This window comes from Nocardia amikacinitolerans, assembly GCF_900215415.1.
GTDB lineage: Bacteria > Actinomycetota > Actinomycetes > Mycobacteriales > Mycobacteriaceae > Nocardia > Nocardia amikacinitolerans.
Genome location: NZ_OBEG01000001.1, coordinates 1,237,324 through 1,259,016, shown reverse-complemented (window position 1 = coordinate 1,259,016; position 21,693 = coordinate 1,237,324). Strand labels below are relative to the sequence as shown.

Genomic DNA, 21,693 nt, shown 5'->3' with positions numbered 1-21,693 from the left:
TGATCAGCGGATGCGCGCCGGGATGAAGAGGAGATCTGTTGTGGCACAAGCTGTTCGCTTCTACGAGACCGGTAGCCCAGAGGTGTTGCGCTGGGAGGAGGTCGAAGTGGGCGAGCCAGGGCAGGGCCAGGTGCGCATCCGGCACGAGGCGGTCGGGCTGAACTTCGCCGACACCTACTTCCGCAGCGGCCTGTATCCGGCCCCGCTGCCCGCGGGTATGGGCGTCGAGGCGGCCGGTGTGATCCAGGCCGTCGGTCCCGGGGTCGACGGCTTCCGCCCCGGCGACCGGGTCACTTACACCGGCAGCCCGCTCGGCGCCTACAGCACTGAGCGGGTAATGCCCGCCGAGCATCTGATCGGATTGCCCGCGGAGATCGGCTTCGACACCGCCGCGGCGATGACGATGCGGGGCTTGACGACGGCCTACCTGCTGCGCCGCATCCATCCGCTCCGCGCAGGGGACACCGTTCTGCTGCACGCGGCCGCCGGCGGGGTCGGGCTGATCTTCACGCAGTGGGCGAAGCTGTTGGGGCTCACCGTGATCGGGACGGTATCGAGCGAGGAAAAGGCCGAGATCGCCCGGGCGCACGGCTGCGATCACGTGGTGATCTACACCCGCGAGGATGTCGCAGCGCGGGTGCGGGAACTCACCGACGGGGCGGGCGTGCCGGTGGTCTACGACAGCATCGGCAAGACCACCTTCGACACGTCACTGGATTCGCTGTCGCGGCGCGGGCTGCTGGTGTGCTTCGGCACCGCCTCCGGGCCGACCCCGCCCATCGATGCCATGCGGCTGGCGGTCAACGGCTCACTGTTCGTCACCCGCCCGGCGCTCGCGGATTACATCGCCGATCCCGTCGAGCGAGCCGAACTGGCAGGCGAGCTGTTCGCCCATGTCGCGGCGGGGCGCATCCGCATCGAGATCAACCAGCGCTACGAGCTGTCCGACGCGGTGGGCGCGCATCGCGACCTGGAATCCGGCCGGAGTATCGGCTCCTCTGTCTTCACTCTCTGACACCCGGCCACCAGCCGGACCGCACCTCTCGGAGGAACTCGTGACAACCTTTGCCCCAGTAGGTGATTCGACTGTGCGCGGCTCGATCACGGTCGAACCCCTGACCTGCACGATCGGCGCCGAACTCGTCGACATCGATCTCGCACGAGCGGCTCATGACGACACCCTGTTCGCCGAGCTGCGCGCGCTGCTGCTCGAGTACAAGGTGCTCTTCGTCCGCGACCAGGACATCAGCCGCGCCGACCACGTCGCTCTCGCGCAGCGCTTCGGCCTGCTGGAGGACCACCCGGTGGCGGGCAGCGATCCCGACCACCCCGGTCTGGTCCGCATCTACAAGGACCTCGACAGCCCGCCCGAACACTACGAGAACGCCTACCACTGCGATGCCACCTGGCGTGCGAACCCGCCCATGGGCTGCGTGCTGCGCTGTGTGGAGACGCCACCGGTGGGTGGCGACACCATTTGGGTGAATATGGCCGAGGCGTACCGGCGACTGCCCGAGCGCGTCAAGGAACGCATCGCGGGTCTGCGGGCGCGGCACAGCATCGAGGCCAGCTTCGGCGCGGCCATGCCGGAGGCCGAGCGCCTCGAGCTGGCGCAACGCTTCCCCGACGCCGAGCACCCGGTGGTGCGCACCCATCCGGAGACCGGTGAGCGAATCCTGTTCGTCAACTCCTTCACCACCCACCTGACCAACTATCACACCCCCGAGAACGTGCGCTTCGGCTTCGACTACGCGCCGGGTGCCGCGGAACTGCTGCACTACCTGATGCGACAGGCCGCCGTCCCCGAGTACCAGGTCCGCTGGCGGTGGACGAAGAACAGCTTCGCCATCTGGGACAACCGGTCCACCCAGCATTACGCGGTCCAGGACTACTGGCCCGCGGTCCGAAAGATGGAGCGCGCCGGGATCATCGGCGACCGGCCCTTCTGAAAAACGTTCATTCCCAACATTATTCGACCTCGAATCGGAGAATCCATGCATTTCCACGACGACGCGTTGTTCCCGGAGAACCAGGACAAGCTGGTCATCACCTGCGCCCCCTACGGTCCGGAGTGGGAGCCGGACGACTTCCGCGAGGACCTGCCGCTGACGATGGAAGAGCACGTCCAGCAGGCCGTGGACTGCTATGAGGCCGGCGCGACGGTACTGCACATCCACGTGCGTGAACTCGACGGCAAGGGCTCCAAGCGGCTGTCGAAGTTCAACGAACTCCTCGCGGGCCTGCGGGAGGCGGTGCCGGAGATGATCCTGCAGGTCGGCGGCTCGATCTCGTTCGCGCCGGAAGGTGAAGGCGCCGACGCGAAGTGGCTGTCCGACGACACCCGGCACATGCTCGCCGAGCTGGATCCGAAACCGGACCAGGTGACCATCGCGATCAACACCAGCCAGATGAACATCATGGAGCTCATGACCGCGGACGACATCGCGGGCACTTCGATGGAGCGTCCGGAGCTCGCGGCGGCGTATCGGGAGATGACGGTGCCCGCAGGCCCCGAGTGGGTCGAAGAGCACCTGCGCAGGCTCCAGGCCGCCGGGATCCAGCCGCACTTCCAGCTGTCCAGCATTCCGCAGCTCGAGACGGTGGAGCGGCTCATCCGCCGTGGCGTGTACACCGGCCCGCTGAACCTGACCTGGGTGGGCATCGGGGGCGGATTCGACGGCCCGAACCCGTACAACATCATGAACTTCGTCCAGCGCGTCCCCGACGGCGCGTGCCTGACCCTCGAAACCCTCATGCGCTCGGTGCTGCCGGTCAATGCGATGGCGATCGCCATGGGGCTGCACACCCGCTGCGGCAACGAGGACACCCTCTGGGGCCGCAAGGGCCAGAAGATGACATCGGTCCAGCAGATCCAGCAGCTCGTCCGCGTCGCGAACGAACTCGGCCGCGAGGTCGCCACCGCCAAGGACGCGCGCGACATCTACAAGATCGGCACCTCCTACGCCGACGCCGACGAGACCCTCGCCCGCCTCGGCTACGCCCCGAATCGCCGCCCCGGCCAGGTCGGCTTCACCCACCACGCCTGAGATTCGAACTACGGGCGGGGATTTCGGTCACCGACCGATTCCGGGGCGCGGGTCACCGTGGTCGCGCGCCCTCCTTCTTCCCCTCAGCTCCGGTGCGCCGCACCACCGTCTCGGCGCACCGGATTCGTAGGAGCACCAATGGAGTTGCACACTACCGCCACCGGGGCGCAGGACCACACGGTCACCGCCCCGGCCTCGGCGGCCGCCCGCGCACCGCGAACCGTTCGCCGGTACCCGTGGGTGGTCTTCGCGCTGGCATTCGGTCTGCTGCTGGCCGACTACATGTCCCGGCAGGTCCTCAGCGCGGTCTTTCCCTTCCTCAAAAGCGAATGGGCACTGTCGGATTCGCAACTGGCATCGCTCACCAGCGTCGTCGCGCTGATGGTCGGAATACTCACCCTTCCGCTGTCGGTACTGGCAGATCGCTGGGGACGAATACGCAGCCTGGTCCTGATGGCCGTTCTGTGGAGTGCCGCGACGCTGCTGTGCGCGGTCGCCGTCGGCTACGGGCAGATGCTGGCCGCCCGCTTTCTGGTCGGCGTCGGAGAGGCGGCCTACGGCAGCGTCGGCATCGCCGTGGTGCTCAGCGCCTTCGCCCCGCGGGCGCACGCCGCGCTGAGCGGCGCGTTCATGGCGGGCGGCTCGTTCGGATCGGTGCTGGGCGTCGGGTTGGGCGGCATCATCGCCGTGCAGCTCGGGTGGCGTTGGTCCTTCGCCACCATGGCGATCTTCGGCCTGATCCTGGCACTGGTGTTCCGTGCCGTGGTGACCGAGGCGAAGCTCGCACGGCATGCTTACGACCCGCCGCAGCGAGCAAGTCCGGGCGGCAAAGGTTTTCGCGTACCGGTATCGACGCTGTTCACCAACCCCGCTGTCCTGTGCGCCTATCTGGGTAGCGCCATGCAGATCTTCACCGCCGCGGTCCTGCTGTCGTGGATGCCGAGCTTCTTCAACCGCAACTACGGTCTGGCCCCGGACCGAGCGGGCGCGATCGCCTCGGTGTTCGTGCTGCTCGTCGGAGCCGGGATGGTGAGTTGCGGGATGATCACCGACCGGGTCGGCCGCGCGGACATGTCCCGAAAATGGTCCGCCGCCATCGTGTTCTGCACGATCGCACTGGTCTGCCTCGCGGTGGGCTTCAGTCTCGGAACCGGTCCCGTGCAGTTGGTGCTGATCGGTATCGGCGCCTTCTTCTCCGGCGGTTCGTCGGGACCCACCGCGGCCATGGTCGCCAACCTCACCCATGCGTCGGTGCGTGCGTCGGCCTTCGGCACCCTGACCCTGGCCAACAGCCTGCTCGGACTCGCCCTCGGTCCCTTCGTCGTCGGCGTCCTCGCCGATCACCTCGGTCTGGCGACCGCGCTGCGCCTGGCGCCACTGGCCTACCTGGCCGCCATCGCCGCCCTGTTGCTTGGCAAACGCGTCTACCCCGCCGGACTCCGCCGCCTCGCGGCCGTCGACCCCGCGGCCTCGCACTGATCTCGAAAGGAATTGCCGCACACTATGAACGACACCGCCGAACCTACCGTCGTCATCGTGCCAGGGCTGCGTGACCACGTGCCCGAACACTGGCAGACTCTGCTCGCCGAACGACTGGACGACGTCCGCACCGTCGCGCCGCTCGAGCACGACCGGCTCTCGCTCGCCGCTCGCGTAGCCGCGCTCGACAGCGTCCTCACCGATGTCGAAGGCCCCGTGGTGCTGGTCGCGCACAGCGCGGGGGTCATGATCGCCGTCCACTGGGCGCAGCGGCCCACCCGACCTGTGCACGCCGCTCTGCTGGCCACCCCGCCTGACCTCGAAACGCCGCTGCCGCAGGACCATCCGACGCTCCAAGAACTCGAGGCCGGTGGCTGGAATCCGATTCCACGACGCCGACTGCCGTTCCCCAGCATCGTGGCCGCCTCCACCACCGACCCGCTCGCCTCGCATCGGCGGGTGGCGGGCATGGCCGAGGCGTGGGGGAGTCGCATGGTGGATCTCGGCGACGTCGGCCACCTCAATCCAGCCTCCGGCTACGGCTACTGGCCGCGCGCGGAAGAACTACTGCGCGAGCTGACGGCCGTCGCCTCGGCCGGCGCGGAGGCCGCCCGGTGAGCAAGATCGTCACCTCCGCCGCGGAGGCGGTCGCCGATATCGCCTCCGGGTCGTGTCTTGCGGTCGGCGGCTTCGGGTTGTGTGGCATCCCGGACGCACTCATCGAGGCCTTGGCCGCCCGCGACGTCACCGACCTCGACATCATCTCCAACAACTGCGGCACCGACGAGCACGGTCTGGGAATACTGCTGGCGGACAAGCGCATCCGCCGTATCACGGCCTCCTACGTGGGAGAGAACAGTGAGTTCGCGCGGCAGTACCTGTCCGGTGAACTCGAGGTCGTGCTGACTCCGCAGGGCACGCTCGCCGAGAAACTGCGGGCTGGCGGGGCAGGCATCCCGGCGTTCTTCACACCCGCCGGCGTCGGTACCCCCGTCGCCGAGGGTGGCCTGCCCTGGCGATACGCGTCCGATGGTTCGGTCGCCGTCGCCTCGCCGCCGAAGGAGGTGCGCACCTTCGGCGGCCGGTGGAGCGATCGGCGCTACGTGCTCGAAGAGGCTCTCACCGCCGACTACGCACTGGTGCACGCGCTCATCGGCGACACCGAGGGCAATTTGGTGTTCGACAAGTCGGCTCGCAACTTCAACCCGCTCGCCGCCACGGCCGGACGCATCTGCCTCGCCGAGGTCGAAAACCTCGTTCCAGCAGGTGATCTCGACCCGCAACAGATTCACTTGCCCGGCATCTTCGTCGACCGCGTCGTGCATACCGGAGCGCGACCCAAACACATCGAGAAACGCACCGTCGCCGAGGAGCGCTGACATGTCTACTGCAATCACCGTTCGCGGCTGGTCCCGCACCGCCATGGCCGCGCGTGCCGCGCGGGAACTGCGCGCAGGCGAATACGTCAATTTGGGCATCGGATTACCGACCCTGATTCCCGACCAGCTGCCCGACGGCGTCCGCGTCGTTCTCCATTCCGAGAACGGCATCCTCGGCACCGGCCCCTACCCGAACGAGGCCGAGGTAGACCCCGATCTGATCAACGCGGGTAAGGAGACCGTCACCGTGATCGCGGGCGCGTCGTTCTTCGACTCCGCGACCAGCTTCGGCATGATCCGCGGCGGCCACATCGACACCGCCGTTCTCGGCGGCATGCAGGTCTCGGCCACCGGCGATCTGGCGAACTGGATGGTGCCTGGCCGCATGGTCAAAGGCATGGGCGGCGCGATGGACCTGGTGCACGGCGCCCGGCGGGTCATCGTGCTCATGGAACACACCGACAAGACCGGTGCGCCGAAGATCGTCCGCTGCTGCACGCTCCCGCTGACGGGTGAAAGGGTCGTGCACCGCATCATCACCGATCTCGCCGTCATCGACGTCACGCCCACCGGTTTGGCCTTGCGCGAGTGCGCTCCCGGCGTCAGCGAGGCCGACGTCCAGGCGGCAACCGCCGCGCCGCTGACCCAAAAGCGAACTCGCCCAAGCGAATAGCCGGCTCGCGTCCACCAGCTCGGTCTCCGGTACCTGAACCGCACATCAACGAAGATGAGGAAACACGTCATGAAGACGATGAACACGGCTGTGACGGCCGCCCTTGCCGCCGCGGCGCTGGCTACCACCGCCGCCACCGCGCACGCCGCGCCGATGCCGGACGATTCCGCCTCGGCGGCAGTGCATTACGAGGTCACCCGCTCCGGCGACTCGGCGGTCTTGAGCATCACCAACGGCACGCTGCGCCAGATCGACCAGCAACTCGTCCTCGTCGATCGCGACGATCGATTCGTCGCCGCCATCCCGCTGAGCTACCGGATCGACGACACCGCCTACCCGATCACCGCTCGGGTCGACGACACCACCGCGACACTGACGCCATCGAAGGACAACCCCCAACGGGTCACACCGGTGGCCGCGACGGACGTCGTGACCGTCGAGCAAGCCGCGTCCCAGGTAGCGGAATCCTTCACTCCCCGGGATGCCCAAGCGCTCGGCGTGTTCGCCCAACGCGCCGCCATCGGCGCCGCTGTCAGTGCCGTGCTCGGCGCCGTCCTCGGCGGGGGAGTGGGTTGCCTGGTCGGAGCCGCGGCCGGAGCGGCCATCTCCAGCCCGCTGATCGCGCTGCTCGTGCCGTTCGTCGGTGCGACCGTCGCCGGGTGCGTCCTCGGCATGGCCACCGTCGGCGCGGTCGGCTCTATGGCCGGAATCGTGCTGGCAGGCGGACCCATCACCCTGTTCTCCGCCATCCAGTACTTCTCCACCATCCTCGCGCCGTGCCCGCCTGAGCTCGCCTACTGCAAGGACCCGGCACAGCAGCCCGCACCGCAAGCCAAATAGCCAGTGCCACAGCCACACCCGGTGCACGCCCGGTGTGGCTGTGGCGGCGCGCGGCCACCCGCCGCACCGACCCCTGATCGAGGACCATGGCCCACCACATGTCTGCGCCGAATGCCAACGCCCACCTCGACCGGCCACCAGGAGCGCCGCAAGACCACCGACACCGTGACCGCGCCGCCGGCTGGGTACACGCGCACTGGCCAGGAATCGCCCTCGCCGCTCTCGTCGTCGTCGCGATCGAGATGACGGCACGGTGGATCACCGGCGCAAGCCCCCTGCTGATCGCGATCATCGTCGGAGCGGTCATCGCCAATGTCGTTGCCCTGCCGCAACGCATCCAACCCGGATTGCAGTTCTGCGCCAAACGCTTGCTCCGCATCGGCGTTGCGCTGCTCGGGTTGCAGGTGACCTTCACCGACATTCTCGGGCTCGGACCCGCCACCCTCGCCGTCGTCGTCGCGGTCGTCGTCCTCGGCATCGGGGCGACCATGTGGCTCGGTCGCCTACTGGGCGTGAGCTGGACTCAACGTCTGCTGATCGCCTGCGGGTTCTCCATCTGCGGCGCCGCCGCGGTCGCCGCCGTCGACGGCGTGATCGAAGCCAGGGAAGAAGAACTCATCACCACACTGGCATTGGTCGTGGCCTTCGGAACGCTGCTGATCGCGCTCCTCCCGCCGGCGGCGCATGCGATCGGAATGGACGAACACGCCGGCGGAGTGTGGGCGGGCGCCGCGATCCACGAAGTAGCGCAGGTCGTCGCGGCGGGCGGTGCGCTCGGCGGCACCGCGCTCACCGTCGCCGTCGTGGTCAAACTCGCGCGCGTCGCCCTGCTCGCTCCCGTCCTCGCCGCCATCAGCTGGCAGCTGCGCCGCAGCGCCGAACAAGCGAAAAGCCGGTCCGCGCCCCTGATTCCGCTGTTCGTGCTCGCATTCCTCGTGTGCGCGGGACTGCGAACCACCGGCGTCCTACCCGCCACCTTCCTGGACGCGGCGCGTCTCGCCCAGACGGCTCTGCTCACCGCCGCCATGTTCGCGCTGGGCACCGGGGTCCGGCTACACATCCTGAAGCGGCTCGGCATCCGCCCCCTGCTGCTGGCTACCGCTTCGACGGTCTGGATCACCTCGATCGCTCTGGCCGGCGCCCTGCTCGCCGCCTGAACACGTCCCCGGTGCCGATACCTTGCCCGGCGCAACGAAATTCATCGTCCTCGGCTTCGCGGCTCATGCGGGGACGCCGCCGCGAAGCCACTCGGACCAGGGGATGCTCCAATCGCCGTTCTGCCAGATGTCGAGGGGATCGCCGCCGGTGTTGCGGACCTCGACGACGTCGCCGGGGATGACGAAGTCGTAGAACCAGGCGGCGTCGGTGGGGGAGAGGTTCAGGCAGCCGTGTGAGACGTTGGTGTTGCCTTGGGCCCACATGCTCGCGGCCAGTGCGTGGACGAAGATTCCGTCGTGGCTGATGCGGACCGCGTGGTCGATGCTGGTGCGGTAGCCGCCCGCGCTGGCGGGCAGGCCGTAGGTGGTGGAGTCCATGATCACCGGGTTGTTTCGGTCGAGCACGGTGTAGATGCCGGGGCGGGTCCAGAACGACAGGTATCGGCCGCCGACGACGGTGGTGCCGCCCTTGCCCATCGATGTGGGCATGGTGCGCACCAGGTTTCCGTTGTCGAAGACTTCGATCTGTTTGGTGTTGTCGTCGGCGATCGCGACGTGCGCGGGTCCGATGTTCACCGAGACCCGTTGGTCGCGCAGGCCGTAGCGGCCCTCGCCGAGCGCGCGCCCGAACAGGTTGGCCTCGACCGTGATTCGAGTACCGGGGGCGTGGTAGTGCTCCGGTCGCCAGTGCGCGTTCCGATCGTCGAGCCAGTACCAGGCGCCGGTGACGGCCGGCTGGGTGGTGACCGCGATGTGGCGTTCGGCGGCGGCCCGGTCGACGGGGTTGTCGAAACGGGCGGCGAGTACGAAACCCACTCCGTAGGTGTCGTTTTCGGCTAGCTCGACGAGATTGGCCGAGCGCAGGGAGACGTCGACGAGCTCGTGCGGTCGCACCGTGGTGCAGGTCGTCGTCGCGGTGATGTCGCCGGCTTCGCCGTGCGCCACGGCTTTGGCGGTGTAGGTGTGTGCGTAGCCGAGTGGTTCGGTGCTGGTCCAGGTCCGATGATCGGGTGCGGGTGCGCCGGGTAGTGATCTGCCTGTCTCATCGATCCACTCGACCGAGCGCAGTGTCCCGTCGGTGACCGTGACCGTGCCGGGGCTGCGCGCATCGACATCGTGGGCGCCGGGTGGCGGATCGAATCGGATCGTGGCGGGTTTGGGCGGTGCGGGTTCCCGCTGCCCGCATCCGGTCAGGGCGAGGCCTCCCGCACCGGCGGCGAAGCCGATCAACAGCCGACGACGTCCCAAAGCCACCGCGCATCTCCCTTCGCCGGGTGTAGCAGGGCCGACCTCTGTCCGTCAGCATGTGTCAGCTACCCACCGCGCGAGGCGCCAACGAGCGGTAACTCCATCGATCCGTCGCAGAACCGACACCATTCCGCGATTGATTCCGGACAGCGCGATGGACGGCGCCGAATCCTGATCAGGCGGTGATGCGGATCTGTTGCATCATGTCGTGATCCTCGTGGTCGAGGTTGTGGCAGTGCCAGACGTAGCCGCGGATGGTGGTCGCGTCGGTGTGGTTCGCGTGGTGCCGGGGTGCGGGGTCGCCGTAGGGTGCGATGGCTTCGGCGCCGTCGCGGACGCGCAGTGGGGTGTCGGGGTCGAAGCCGAGTTCGTCGATGGAGGGCCAGTACACCAGGACGCGGGTGATGGCGTCCGTCGGGCACAGGACGGTGTCCTTCCATCCGGTTTCCCACGGTTGGGGTGGCTGCTGGGGGCCCCGGACGAAGGCGTCGGCGGGCGGATTCCATCGTGTGCCCCAGGCCGGTCCGGGGCTGTTGGACAGCCAGTAGGCCGAGGTCAGGATGGGTTGCCTGCCGAGGATGCGCATCCGGGCCAGGTGCAGGTGGATCGGGTGGTCGAAGGGGGTGGCGTTGATCAGGTCCCATTGTTCGACGGTGCCCGCTTTCGCGACGTCGACATCGGTGGTGCGGAACGGCAGGTTGTTCAGCGCGAGCAGGGTGGAGGCGAAGGGGGGTCGCAGGGTGTCGGTCAGGCCCATCATCGTCATGGTCCTGGTCAGTTGCGGGGCGTCGAGCGGCTCCAGCGGTGCGGGCTGCCCGTCGCCGCCGCGCAGCCGGGCGGGCACGGCAGCGGCCGGACCGTCCCCTGCGACGGTGAACCGCATGATGCGGGGCAGCGCGGGAACCATGAAGACCGTGTTGCCGAAATCGTTGAGCTCGGTGTTGGTGAGCTCCACGCTCTCGCCGTCGCGCAGCCCGCTGAAATCGACGAGCAGGTCGGCGCGTTCGCCCGAACTCAACCGGACCGCGGTGGTCGGCACCGGTGCGTCCAGTAGACCGAGATCGTTGCCGATGACCCAGAACGGCATCCGGTTGTCGAACTCGAAGGTGTAGGTCCGCGAATTGGATGCTTGCAGCAGCCGGAATCGGTACAGGGTGCGCCGGACCGGTAACGACGGCCATGCGACGCCGTTGACGCACGCGACGTCACCGAACTGGCCGGATTGGTTGTAGCCCTCGGCGATATAGGTCCCGACCATGGGTTGCAGACTGCCGTCGGGGTTGAACGTGCGGTCCTGCACGATCAGCGGTATCTCGTATTCGCCGGTGGGCAGCCCGAGCGGGTTGTCCGGTGCGCCGGTGTCGAATTCGTCGCGCAGGTAGTACATTCCGGCGAGCCCGGCCTGGAGGTTGAGCCGGGTGATGCCCATCGCGTGATCGTGGTACCAGAGGGTGGTCGCCTGCTGCCGGTTGCCGTACCAGTTGCGGATCCGGCCTCCGTTGCGCCAGGTGATCAGTGGATGGCCGTCGAAATCCGGGTGGTTGTGCGCACCGTGCAGGTGCACGGTCATGCGGGGATCGGTGCGGTCGAGGTCGGTGGTGGCGTGCATGCCGGTGTCGACGTGTGCGGCGAGCACGTGCGGACCGAGCTCGTTGCGGAAGGTGATGTGTGCGGGGCGGCCCCGGTGCGCCTCGAGGGTCGGGCCGAGCACCGGGCGGGAGTATCCCCACGAGCGGGTCTCGGGGAGGTCGCGGTGATAGCGGTGCACGCCCGACGTGGCCACCAGTTCGCCTGCGGCGGGGCGAGTCTCGGGGATCGGCAGCGGATCGGCGAACGGTTCGAGTGGCGGCGAATGGTAGTTGAACGGCGTGATCGGCAGTGGGGGCAGCGGCGGCAGCGGCAGCGGAGCGGGCGGTAGCGGGAAGATCTCCGCGGCGGCCGGTGCGCCTGCGGCCACGCCGATCGCACCGAGCGCGCCGAGCACGAAACCGCGCCGTGAAAGTGCCTGCGCCGCTTCGGCAACAGGGCGCTGCCAGGATCCATCCATCCGATGCTCCCGCCGGTGATGGTCTCGATCTGCGTCTACACCAGGAGAAGCGACGCTACACGCTGGTCGGCCTCGATTCGGCGAAGCGCGGCCGTTGGGACTTCGCGGCGTCCCGGTTCCGCCGCGTGCGACAGTGCGGCACAGTCCAACCCCCCAGGCTCCCAGCACGTGATTGCCGACCAGCCTTGTCGTCGTGTCGGTGGAGATCGGCGAAGCCCTCCGCCTGTGTCAACGGGCGGTGGCGAGTTCGTGCTCGGGGCAGTCGGTCCGCAAGTCCGTCAGCGGCAGTGGCCGTTGCAGGAGGTGGCAGTGGTGCGGCTCGGCCGGATCGGGGTGGACGTAGGGATCGAAGAAGCGGCAGGTGGTGCACATCCTCGCGACGCTCACCACGCCGCGGCGTTGCAGGTCGCCGATCAGATGCAGGAGGCTGTTGAGCGTCGTCGCTCGGTCCGCGACCGACAACCCGGCCAGTGCCGACAGCAGCGGCTCGTCCCACCGCGCGAGTTCGCGCGCGACCTGTTCGCCGTCGTCGGTCAGGGTGAGCAGCCGTCTGCGCCCATCGGTGCCCGGCGAGCGGGATACCAGCTGCTTGCGTTCGAGTGCGGCGACGGCGTCGGACAGCGTCGGTGTGGTGACGTCGAACTCCGCGGCCAATGCGCTCACCTCGCGCCGGGTCGCCGGCTGCCGGGACAACGCGAGAACCACCTGCTGCTGCAGCGGCGAGAGTCCGTGTTCGCGGGCGCTGCGCTGGGCCAGCGCGCGCATGCCGTGTCCGAGCCGTTCGAGCGCGTCCGCCAGCCGGCGGTCCAGCCCGCCGCTGTCGTCGGCTTTTCGCGCGTGCTCGGTCATGTCATCCGCCTCGAACGTAGGACTCCTAATCACTGCAATGATACGTCGTTACCGTCTTCGCGCCCGATCTGCCGATCGAAGATCCGTTCGGGTGCGTGACGCCTGCTGGACAAGCCAGTTCGAGTAACTAGGTAGGACTCCTATGTAGCTTGTGGCATGCTTGGCGTTGTCGCTACGGATATGCAGGAGGTCGGCGTGCGCGCGGTGGTGGTGCAGCATGTGCCGTTCGAGGGCCCGGGACTGATCGCGTCGGCGTTGTCGGCGGCAGGTGCTGAGCCGCGGGTGGTGCGTGTGGATCGGGGCGAGCCTCTGCCGGACGCGTCGCAGGTCGATGTGCTCGTGGTGCTCGGCGGGCCGATGGGTGCGCTCGATGATCGCGACCACCCCTACCTGGTGAACGAGCGGGACCTCGTGGCCCGGTGCGTCGAGCAAGACCGACCGGTGCTCGGGATCTGCCTCGGCGCGCAGCTGCTTGCCGCGGCGCTGGGAGCGCGAGTGCTGCGCGGTCCGGTGCTGGAAGTCGGCGCCGGAACCGTGACGCTCACCGGTGCGGGGTCGACCGATCCGGTCTTCGGGCCGTCCGGACCGGAGCTGCCGGTGGTGCACTGGCATCACGACACCTTCACCCTGCCGAACGGCGCTGTCCATGTGGCGAGCTCGAAGGTCTACCCGCACCAGGCGTTTCGCGTCGGTGCGTCCTACGGCGTGCAGTTCCATGTCGAACTCGACGCGGACGCCCTCGACGAGGTCCGGCCGCACCTACCCTCGGGAATCGCCGTGGCACCCGATGCCGCCGAAGCCGTGGCCGCGACGGGTGCCCAGATCCTCGCGCGCTGGGCCGAGCATGCGCTGACCGCGGCCGACCGTCGATCCCAGCAGTCACCGGGAAAGGTCCGACCGTGACCAAGGCGCGAGTGCTGCTCGTGTCCGTCGGCGCCGCGCGGCCCTCGACGTGGCGGTTCACCGGTGACGAACACGGCGACACCGAACACCACGACTACATGCACAGCCCGACCTGAACAGCTCCGCCGAACAGGCCGTCACGCCCATTTGTTCACCGACGCAACCAAGGAGTCCCTGATGAGCATGACCACCCCTATCCCCGGATACGACCACGACGATCCCGCGCTCCACCGCTCGCCGGTCACCCTCGACGATCTCGCCGCTCTGCGGGCCGGCGTCCTGTTCGGCCCCGACGACGAGGCCGCGCTGCGCACCGCCGGAGAAGTCCTCGGTGGCCAGGTCGAGGAGGTCCTCGACGTCTGGTACGGCTTCGTGGGTTCGCACCCCCACCTGCTCGCGTACTTCTCCACACCCTCCGGCGAGCCGATCGGTGACTATCTGCAGCGCGTGCGTGCCCGGTTCGGGCGCTGGATCATCGACACCTGCACCCGCCCCTACGACGAGCAGTGGCTGGCCTACCAGCAGGAAATCGCGCTACGCCACACCCGCGCGAAGAAGAACCAGACCGATCACGCCGATTCGGTGCCGCACATCCCGCTGCGCTACCTCATCGCCTTCATCTACCCGATCACCGCGACGATCCGGCCCTTCCTCGCCGCGGGCGGCCACGACGACGACCAGGTCGAGGCGATGTACCAAGCCTGGTTCAAAGCCGTCACCTTGCAGATCGCCCTGTGGTCGCAGCCCTACGCCGGATCCGCCTGGTAGCCAACCCAACTCAGCTCCGAACTCCCGTCGCCGTCGCGAGGAGCACCGCCGAGGTCGCCGTAACCGCCTACTGGCAGTTGTCGGCGGCGACCGCGGTCGGGAGCCGCGCCTGAGCGTATGGCGCTGACGAGGCCTGAGCCCGCTTCGCCAGAGATAATGCCGCATGGGATTTTTCAAGCCGAGGTGCCCGGTGGGGGAGATCGAGCGCATGTGGGTCGAGGAGATGTTGAGCTGGTGCGCAACGCAATTCGGGCCGAGGACGCTGCGCACACCGGTGATCCTGCCGACTTCGGACTTCTTCCCCGACGCGTACTCCGGCAGCGAGCCGGAGGTTCGCGCCTTGGTCGAGCGCGTGAGCGGATACATGGGTGTCCGTCGGGATCGCGTCGTCGTGGAGGTCGACACCGACGGCGATGTGCTGCCGGACGATGTCGCGTTCCTGGAGGGTTCTTCGCACGGGGCGGCGGGACACTACCGTCTGGAGCGCGGCCGGGCGGTGGTGTTCCCAGGGCCGCCACGGTTGGCGATCCCAGCGACTCGGCTACCTGTCGCAGCCGATGTTCGGGTTCGGGCAGAAATAGGTATCCATCACCGTATTTCTACGGTCGTGGTAACTCCCTCGAAGGATGACGCTCGGTGAGGACGGGATACAGCCATCACCCCGAGGTTTTCCATGTATCAGCACACACACGAATCGAAGGCCACTTCCGTGGCGCGGACCGGGACCTTGATGATCCGGCGCTGCGGCAGGTGCGACAAGTTGTTCGCCCCGCTGACCGCCGCGTGCGCGACGTGTCAGTCCTCGGCGCTCGAGTGGGTGCCCTCGGCCGGTTACGGGTCCATCGTGTCCTGGCGGCTGGTGCACCGCAGTGTCGGCGGTCCGCACGCGGAAGTGGAGCCGTTGACGACCGCTGTGGTCGAGCTCGACGAGGGGCCGTGGGTGTTCACCACGATCGAGGGCGATGGTCCGCTGCCGATGGACGAGTCGGTGCGGGTCCGATTCCAGCCGCGTCCCCGGGTGGATCGGTTTCCGGTGTTCGTCGTCTGTCCCGACACGCGCGATTCGGCGAGCGATGAGCTGCCCGAACCGTCGCGGAGTGCGCCGGACGTCATCTCAACGCCTTCTCGGGACACCGACCACCGCTATGACGGGTCGTGGATGCGGGCGGCGTTGGATCAGTGCGATCGGCTCGCGGGTGCGGGGTGCCTGGACTCGGCGGCGAAGTCGTTGATCGGGTTCGCCATCCGCTGGGCTCCGTTCGGTGGCGCGACCGCGGGGGAGTTGCTGGTGACTTTCGGCGTGACGCGCCGCCGGTTCCTGCTGATGGTGGACGAGGCGCTGTGCCCGCGGGGCAGCGACAGCATCGCGGTGCGTGAGCTGAAAGGTCGTTTGCGGGAGTCGTTGACGGAGGCGTGGGAGGTGGACTCCCTGCTTTCGGTCGGTTGACGGGCCGAGCTGCGCTGTTCCAGCCTCGCGCCGATCCTCTCCATTCGAAGACCCGGAACGCTACTCCATCCAGTTGCGATATCCGTGTGGTACTCCGACGCGTTCGAACAGTTCCCTCGGCCGCCCGCCGACGGAATTCCTCGACTGTGTCATAACCTCAGCGGAGACATTTCCCACGCTACGCGTGGGTAACAGCCACACGCCGTGCACCAGCGGAAACGGAGGTGCACACTACGCCTGACCGGTAGTCGCAACCCGCCCGACCGGGCCAGTTCTGGGAAAGGAGCCGGCGAGTGTTCAACCGCATCGCCATCGTGAACAGGGGAGAGGCCGCCATGCGCCTCATCCACGCAGCTCGAGATCTGGCAGCGGAAACCGGGCTACCGATCGAAACCGTCGCTCTGTACACCGACGTGGACCGGAACGCGACGTTCGTGCGGGAGGCCGACATCGCCTACGACCTCGGTGCGGCGTCCGCGCGCCCGTACCTGGATCTCAAGTCGCTCGAGCGCGCGCTGGTGGCGACCGAGGCCGACTCCGCTTGGGTCGGTTGGGGTTTCGTCGCGGAGGACCCGGCGTTCGCGGAGCTGTGCGAGCAGATCGGCGTCACCTTCATCGGCCCGAGCCCGGAGGCCATGCGCAAGCTCGGCGACAAGATCGGCGCGAAGCTGATCGCCGAGGAGGTCGGCGTGCCGGTCGCGCCGTGGAGCCGCGGCGCGGTCGAGAACGTGGACGCCGCCTTGGCGTCCGCGGCCGAGATCGGCTACCCGCTGATGCTGAAGGCGACCGCGGGCGGCGGCGGCCGCGGTATCCGCGTCATCACGAACGAAGCCGAACTCGTCGACGCATACGAGCGCACCCGGCAGGAAGCCGCCCGCGCCTTCGGCAGCGGCGTTGTCTTCCTGGAGCGGCTGGTCACCGGCGCCCGGCACGTCGAGGTGCAGGTGATCGCGGACGGCCAGGGCACCGCGTGGGCGCTCGGCGTCCGCGACTGCTCCGTGCAGCGGCGCAACCAGAAGATCATCGAGGAGTCGGCGTCGCCGGTGCTGCTCCCCGAGCAGGCGGCCGAGCTCAAGGCGTCGGCCGAGCGGCTGGCGATCGCCGTCGGCTACCGCGGCGCCGCGACCGTGGAGTTCCTGTACCACCCCGGTGACAAGCAGTTCGCCTTCCTCGAGGTCAACACCCGCCTGCAGGTCGAGCATCCGATCACCGAGTCCACCACCGGCTTCGACCTGGTCAGGGCCCAGCTGGTCGTCGCGTCCGGCGGCAGGCTCGAGGGTGAACCTCCCGCGGAACGCGGGCACGCCATCGAGGCCCGGCTCAACGCCGAGGACCCCGACCGCGATTTCGCGCCCGCCCCCGGTCGCATCGCGCGGCTGGATCTGCCTGCCGGACCCGGCATCCGCGTCGACACCGGAGTCAGCGAGGGCGACACGATTCCCGCCGATTTCGACTCGATGATCGCGAAGATCATCGCCTACGGCCGCGATCGTGACGAGGCCCTCGCCAGGCTGCGCAGGGCGCTGACGCAGACCAGGGTCGTCATCGAGGGCGGCGTGACCAACAAGAGCTTCGTGCTCGACCTGCTGACCCAGCCCGAGGTACTCGATGCCAGCGCCGACACCGGCTGGATCGACCGTGTTCGCGCCGAAGGCCGTCTCGTCTCGCACCGGCACTCCACCGTCGCGCTGGCCGCTGCCGCCATCGACGCCTACGAGGAGGACGAGCGGGTGGAGCGGCATCGTCTGCTGTCCACGGCGGCCGGCGGGCGGCCCCAGGTGCAGCACGAGAGCGGCAGGCCGCGCGACCTCAAGTTGCGCGGAGTCGGCTACCGCGTGCGCGTCGCACGCATCGGCGCCCATCGGTTCCGTGTCGGTGTCGAGGCGGGTGGCGATATTCGCACCGCCGACGTGGATCTCGAACGCTTCGACCGGCACTCCGGGCAGATCGTCGTCAACGGCGCCAGGTACCGCTTGATCACCGGCACGCACGGCCCCATCCACATGGTCGACGTCGACGGTGTCGCGCATCGGATCAGCCGCGACGAGGGCGGCGTCGTCCGCTCCCCGGCCCCCGCGCTCGTCGTGGCCGCGCCGCTGGAGATCGGCGACGAGGTCGAGGCGGGCGCGCCGGTCCTGGTGCTGGAAAGCATGAAGATGGAAACCGTGCTGCGCGCGCCGTTCCGTGCCCGGTTGAAGGAGTGCGCTGTTTCCGTCGGCACGCAGGTCGAGACCGGCGCGCCCCTGCTGCGGCTGGAACCGCTCGCCGAAGACGACGAGGACTCGGGCGCCGCGGCGGCCGGATCGGTCGAGCTGGATCTGCCCGGCGAGCCCGCCTCGGTTCAACCGCATGTGCGCCTGACCCGCGGCCAGCAGGATCTGCGCAGCCTGCTGCTCGGCTTCGATGTCGACCCGCACGACGACCGCCGGGTGGTCGACGACTACCTCGCCGCGCGCCGGGCCGCCATCGCCGACAATCGCAGGCCCCTCGCCGAGGAACTCGAGCTCGTGCAGGTGTTCGCCGACCTCGCCGAACTGAGCCACAACCGGTCCTGGGACGAGGACGGCGGCCAGAGCCACGTCCACAGTGCCCGCGAGTACTTCCACACCTACCTGCAGAGCCTCGATGTCGAGCGGGCCGGACTGCCCGCGTCGTACCAGGCCAAACTTTCCAAGGCGCTCGCGCACTACGGCGTGACCGATCTGGAGCGCACCCCCGAGCTCGAGGCCGCGGTCTTCCGGATCTTCCTCGCCCAGCAACGTCCGGCCGACACCGTCACGATCATGACGACATTGCTGCGCGAGTGGCTGCGGGAGCCGGTGCCGGACCGCGCGCTGCGCGAGCCCGTCGGTCTGACGCTGGAGCGGCTGGTGGCCGCGACGCAGGTGCGCTTCCCCGTGATCGCGGACCTCACCCGCGGGGTGGTGTACGCCTGGTTCGGCCAGCCGCTGCTGCGGCGCAATCGCGCCCGCGTGTACGCCGATGTGCGCAAGCACCTGAACCACCTGGACGCGCACCCGGACGCCCCCGATCGCGGTGAGCGCCTCGCCGAGATGGTGCGCAGCACCGAGCCGCTGGTGCGGCTGCTCGGCCAGCGGCTGGCGCGCGGAAGCGCGGACAACTCGGTCATGCTCGAGGTGCTGACCCGGCGGTACTACGGCAACAAGGGCCTCGCCGACGTGCGGACCCGCGAGGTCGGTGGCTGCACGTTCGTGATCGCCGAGCGTCGTGGCCTGTCCCTTGTCTCGGCCGCCGTGCGCTTCGACGCCCTCGCCACCGTCCTGCGTGGGCTCGCCGAACTGGCGAGCGGCGCCGCGTCCATCGAGGCCGACATCTACCTCGGCTGGGAGAAGCAGCCGGAAGACTTCGACGCGATGGCCGAGGCTTTGCAGGAGGTGCTCAGCGCACAACCGCTGCCGAATCAGGTGTCCCGCATCACCGCGACGGTCGCCGGTAGCGGCGGCGCGGTGATGCACCACCACTTCACCTTCCGCCCGTCGGCCACCGGATTGGCCGAGGAGCGACTGATCCGCGGCTTGCACCCGTACATCGCGGAGCGGATGCAGTTGAAGCGGCTGCGCAAGTTCGACCTCACCCGCCTGCCGTCCTCGGACGAAGAGGTCTACCTGTTCCGCTGCGTCGCGAAGGAGAACCCGTCGGACGAGCGACTCGTCGCGTTCACGCAGGTCCGTGACCTGGCCGCACTGCGCGAGCAGGATGGCAGGTTGCTCGCGCTGCCGACGGCCGAGAGCACCATCACCGCCTGCGTCGACGCGATTCGGCGCGCGCAGTCCCGGCGGCCGTCGGGCAAACGCCTGAACACCAATCGGATCGTGATGTACGTCTGGCCGCCGCTCGACCTCACCCGCGCCGAGTTGGAGTCGATCATCGAGCGCGTGGAAGCCACGACCGTGGGCGCCGGGCTGGAGGAGTTGCTCCTCATCGCGCGCCAGCCCGATCCGGAGACCGGCGAGTTGGTCAAGATCGTCGTGCGGGTCGCCTTCGACGTCACCGGCGGCACCACGGTGACCATCGGGGAACGGACCGACGAGGTAGTCGAGCCGCTCGACGCGTACCGGCAGAAGGTGCTACGCGCAAGCAGCCGCAACACCGTGTACCCGTACGAACTGACCGGGCTGCTCGGCGAATTCGCCGAATACGACCTCGACGACACCCACACGCTCGTCCCGGTCGACCGGCCCAAGGGACGCAACACTGCCGCGCTCGTCGCCGGTGTGGTCACCACGCCGACCGAGCAGCATCCCGACGGCGTCACCAGGGTGGTGTTGCTCGGTGATCCCACGAAATCGCTCGGCGCGCTGTCCGAACCGGAATGCCGCCGGGTGATCGCCGCGCTGGACCTCGCCGAACGGATGCGGGTTCCGCTGGAGTGGTACGCGCTGTCCTCGGGCGCCCGGATCTCGATGGAGTCGGGCACCGAGAACATGGACTGGGTGGCGGCGGCGCTCAAGCGGATCGTCGAGTTCACCCAGGACGGCGGCGAGATCAACATCGTGGTCGCGGGCATCAATGTCGGCGCCCAGCCGTACTGGAACGCCGAGGCGACGATGCTCATGCACACCAAGGGCATCCTGGTGATGACACCGGACTCCGCGATGGTGCTCACCGGCAAGCAGTCGCTGGACTTCTCCGGCGGTGTGTCGGCCGAGGACAACTTCGGCATCGGCGGTTACGACCGGGTGATGGGCCCCAACGGCCAGGCCCAGTACTGGGCGCCGAACCTGCTCGCCGCACGCGATGTGCTGATGTCGCACTACGACCACACCTATGTGGCTCCCGGTGAGCAGTCGCCGCGGCGGTCGGCGACCGCCGACCCGCTCGATCGCGACGTCTGCGACTTCCCGCATGTCATGGCGGACAGCGACTTCACGACCGTCGGCGAGATCTTCTCCGCCACCGCCAACCCGGACCGCAAGAAGCCCTTCGACATCCGGACCGTGATGCGGGCGCTGTCCGACCAGGACCACCCGGTGCTGGAACGCTGGGCGGGCATGGCCGACGCCGAGACCGCGGTGGTGCAGGACGCGCGGCTCGGCGGCATCCCGGTGTGTCTGCTCGGCATCGAATCCCGAAGCGTGCCGAGGCGCGGCTTCCCGTCCACCGACGGCCCGGACACCTACACGGCGGGCACGCTGTTCCCGCGGTCGTCGAAGAAGGCGGCGCGAGCGATCAACGCGGCCAGCGGCAATCGGCCCCTTGTGGTATTGGCGAACCTGTCGGGCTTCGACGGCTCACCGGAATCGATGCGGAAGTTGCAGCTCGAGTACGGCGCCGAGATCGGTCGCGCGATCGTTAACTTCCAGGGACCCATCGTGTTCTGCGTGATCTCCCGCTACCACGGCGGCGCGTTCGTGGTGTTCTCGAAGGCGCTGAACCCGAACATGACCGTGCTTGCGCTGGAAGGTTCGTTCGCCTCGGTGCTCGGCGGCGCACCGGCGGCGGCGGTGGTGTTCTCCGGCGAGGTCGACGCTCGCACCGCGGCGGATCCACGAGTGCGGGCCTTGGAGGCGCGGGCAGCGGACGCGACCGGCGCCGACCGCATGACCCTGACCGCGGAGCTCGACGAGATCCGCTCGTCGGTGCGCGCCGAGAAGCTCGGTGACGTCGCGGCGGAATTCGATCGCGTGCACGATATCCAGCGCGCCGTCGAGGTCGGTTCGGTGGACGCCATCATCAGCGCCTCCGACATGCGCCCCCGCATCATCGCCGCCATCGAGGCGGGTCTGCCTGGGTGATCCTCTATGTCCTCTCGGTTGCTCGCTGCCGTTCGGCGGTGAGCAACCGAGAGGGCGGACGAGAGCACCTTCGACCGTCTTCCGCTGATCTTTCGCTGCG

At 68.6% G+C, this 21,693-nt stretch carries 17 protein-coding genes; 14 read left to right on the top strand and 3 right to left on the bottom strand.

Annotated elements, in window-relative coordinates:
• Window positions 1-40 precede the first annotated feature (40 nt).
• The 9 genes from CRP45_RS05970 (at window position 41) to CRP45_RS05930 (ending at window position 8,575) form a co-directional block, all read left to right on the top strand.
• Window positions 41-1,015 (top strand): quinone oxidoreductase family protein, encoded by a 975-nt coding sequence (locus CRP45_RS05970; RefSeq protein ID WP_097244119.1) that lies wholly within the window; start codon window positions 41-43, stop codon window positions 1,013-1,015.
• 73 nt (window positions 1,016-1,088) lie between these two features.
• On the top strand, window positions 1,089-1,949 hold the full coding sequence (locus tag CRP45_RS05965) for a TauD/TfdA dioxygenase family protein (RefSeq protein WP_097244118.1): 861 nt from the start codon (window positions 1,089-1,091) through the stop codon (window positions 1,947-1,949).
• A 45-nt stretch (window positions 1,950-1,994) separates the two neighbouring features.
• On the top strand, window positions 1,995-3,047 hold the full coding sequence (locus tag CRP45_RS05960) for a beta-keto acid cleavage family enzyme (protein WP_097244117.1): 1,053 nt from the start codon (window positions 1,995-1,997) through the stop codon (window positions 3,045-3,047).
• Between the two features lie 138 nt (window positions 3,048-3,185).
• The gene (locus CRP45_RS05955; protein ID WP_097244116.1) at window positions 3,186-4,526 is read left to right on the top strand and encodes an MFS transporter; all 1,341 of its coding nucleotides are present in this window, start codon (window positions 3,186-3,188) and stop codon (window positions 4,524-4,526) included.
• Window positions 4,527-4,550: 24 nt separating this feature from the next.
• The gene (locus tag CRP45_RS05950) at window positions 4,551-5,144 is read left to right on the top strand and encodes an RBBP9/YdeN family alpha/beta hydrolase (protein ID WP_097244115.1); all 594 of its coding nucleotides are present in this window, start codon (window positions 4,551-4,553) and stop codon (window positions 5,142-5,144) included.
• The gene (locus tag CRP45_RS05945; protein ID WP_097244114.1) at window positions 5,141-5,905 is read left to right on the top strand and encodes a CoA transferase subunit A; all 765 of its coding nucleotides are present in this window, start codon (window positions 5,141-5,143) and stop codon (window positions 5,903-5,905) included. Before CRP45_RS05950 ends, CRP45_RS05945 begins: the two co-directional genes overlap by 4 nt.
• Window position 5,906: 1 nt before the next feature.
• Window positions 5,907-6,578 carry a 3-oxoacid CoA-transferase subunit B gene (locus CRP45_RS05940; protein WP_097244113.1) on the top strand — a complete coding sequence of 224 codons (672 nt, stop codon included), beginning with the start codon at window positions 5,907-5,909 and terminating at the stop codon, window positions 6,576-6,578.
• A gap of 69 nt (window positions 6,579-6,647) precedes the next feature.
• A complete protein-coding gene (locus tag CRP45_RS05935; protein ID WP_097244112.1) occupies window positions 6,648-7,418 on the top strand; it encodes a DUF8020 domain-containing protein in 771 nt (256 codons plus the stop codon).
• A gap of 98 nt (window positions 7,419-7,516) precedes the next feature.
• Entirely contained in the window at window positions 7,517-8,575 is a 1,059-nt protein-coding gene (locus tag CRP45_RS05930) for a YeiH family protein (RefSeq protein WP_097244111.1), read from the top strand.
• A 63-nt stretch (window positions 8,576-8,638) separates the two neighbouring features.
• Here CRP45_RS05930 and CRP45_RS05925 read toward each other — a convergent pair whose 3' ends face one another.
• The 3 genes from CRP45_RS05925 to CRP45_RS05915 form a co-directional block, all read right to left on the bottom strand.
• On the bottom strand, window positions 8,639-9,829 hold the full coding sequence (locus tag CRP45_RS05925) for a L,D-transpeptidase (RefSeq protein WP_245909937.1): 1,191 nt from the start codon (window positions 9,827-9,829) through the stop codon (window positions 8,639-8,641).
• A 169-nt stretch (window positions 9,830-9,998) separates the two neighbouring features.
• A complete protein-coding gene (locus tag CRP45_RS05920; protein WP_097244110.1) occupies window positions 9,999-11,870 on the bottom strand; it encodes a multicopper oxidase family protein in 1,872 nt (623 codons plus the stop codon).
• Window positions 11,871-12,098: 228 nt separating this feature from the next.
• Window positions 12,099-12,719 carry a MarR family winged helix-turn-helix transcriptional regulator gene (locus CRP45_RS05915; protein WP_097244109.1) on the bottom strand — a complete coding sequence of 207 codons (621 nt, stop codon included), beginning with the start codon at window positions 12,717-12,719 and terminating at the stop codon, window positions 12,099-12,101.
• A gap of 156 nt (window positions 12,720-12,875) precedes the next feature.
• Here CRP45_RS05915 and CRP45_RS05910 point away from each other — a divergent pair, with 156 nt between their 5' ends.
• The 5 genes from CRP45_RS05910 to CRP45_RS05885 all read left to right on the top strand — a co-directional run bounded on the left by CRP45_RS05910 (window position 12,876) and on the right by CRP45_RS05885 (window position 21,593).
• The gene (locus tag CRP45_RS05910; protein ID WP_218841085.1) at window positions 12,876-13,622 is read left to right on the top strand and encodes a type 1 glutamine amidotransferase; all 747 of its coding nucleotides are present in this window, start codon (window positions 12,876-12,878) and stop codon (window positions 13,620-13,622) included.
• Between the two features lie 177 nt (window positions 13,623-13,799).
• Complete coding sequence (locus tag CRP45_RS05905) at window positions 13,800-14,390, top strand: protoglobin domain-containing protein (protein ID WP_218841084.1); 591 nt, start codon at window positions 13,800-13,802, stop codon at window positions 14,388-14,390.
• A 190-nt stretch (window positions 14,391-14,580) separates the two neighbouring features.
• Window positions 14,581-15,030: a hypothetical protein gene (locus CRP45_RS05900; protein ID WP_143861356.1), complete on the top strand. Its 450-nt coding sequence runs from the start codon at window positions 14,581-14,583 to the stop codon at window positions 15,028-15,030.
• A gap of 33 nt (window positions 15,031-15,063) precedes the next feature.
• The gene (locus CRP45_RS34470) at window positions 15,064-15,837 is read left to right on the top strand and encodes a Zn-ribbon domain-containing OB-fold protein (protein WP_245909935.1); all 774 of its coding nucleotides are present in this window, start codon (window positions 15,064-15,066) and stop codon (window positions 15,835-15,837) included.
• A 293-nt stretch (window positions 15,838-16,130) separates the two neighbouring features.
• Window positions 16,131-21,593 carry an ATP-binding protein gene (locus CRP45_RS05885; RefSeq protein ID WP_097244106.1) on the top strand — a complete coding sequence of 1,821 codons (5,463 nt, stop codon included), beginning with the start codon at window positions 16,131-16,133 and terminating at the stop codon, window positions 21,591-21,593.
• Window positions 21,594-21,693: the final 100 nt, after the last annotated feature.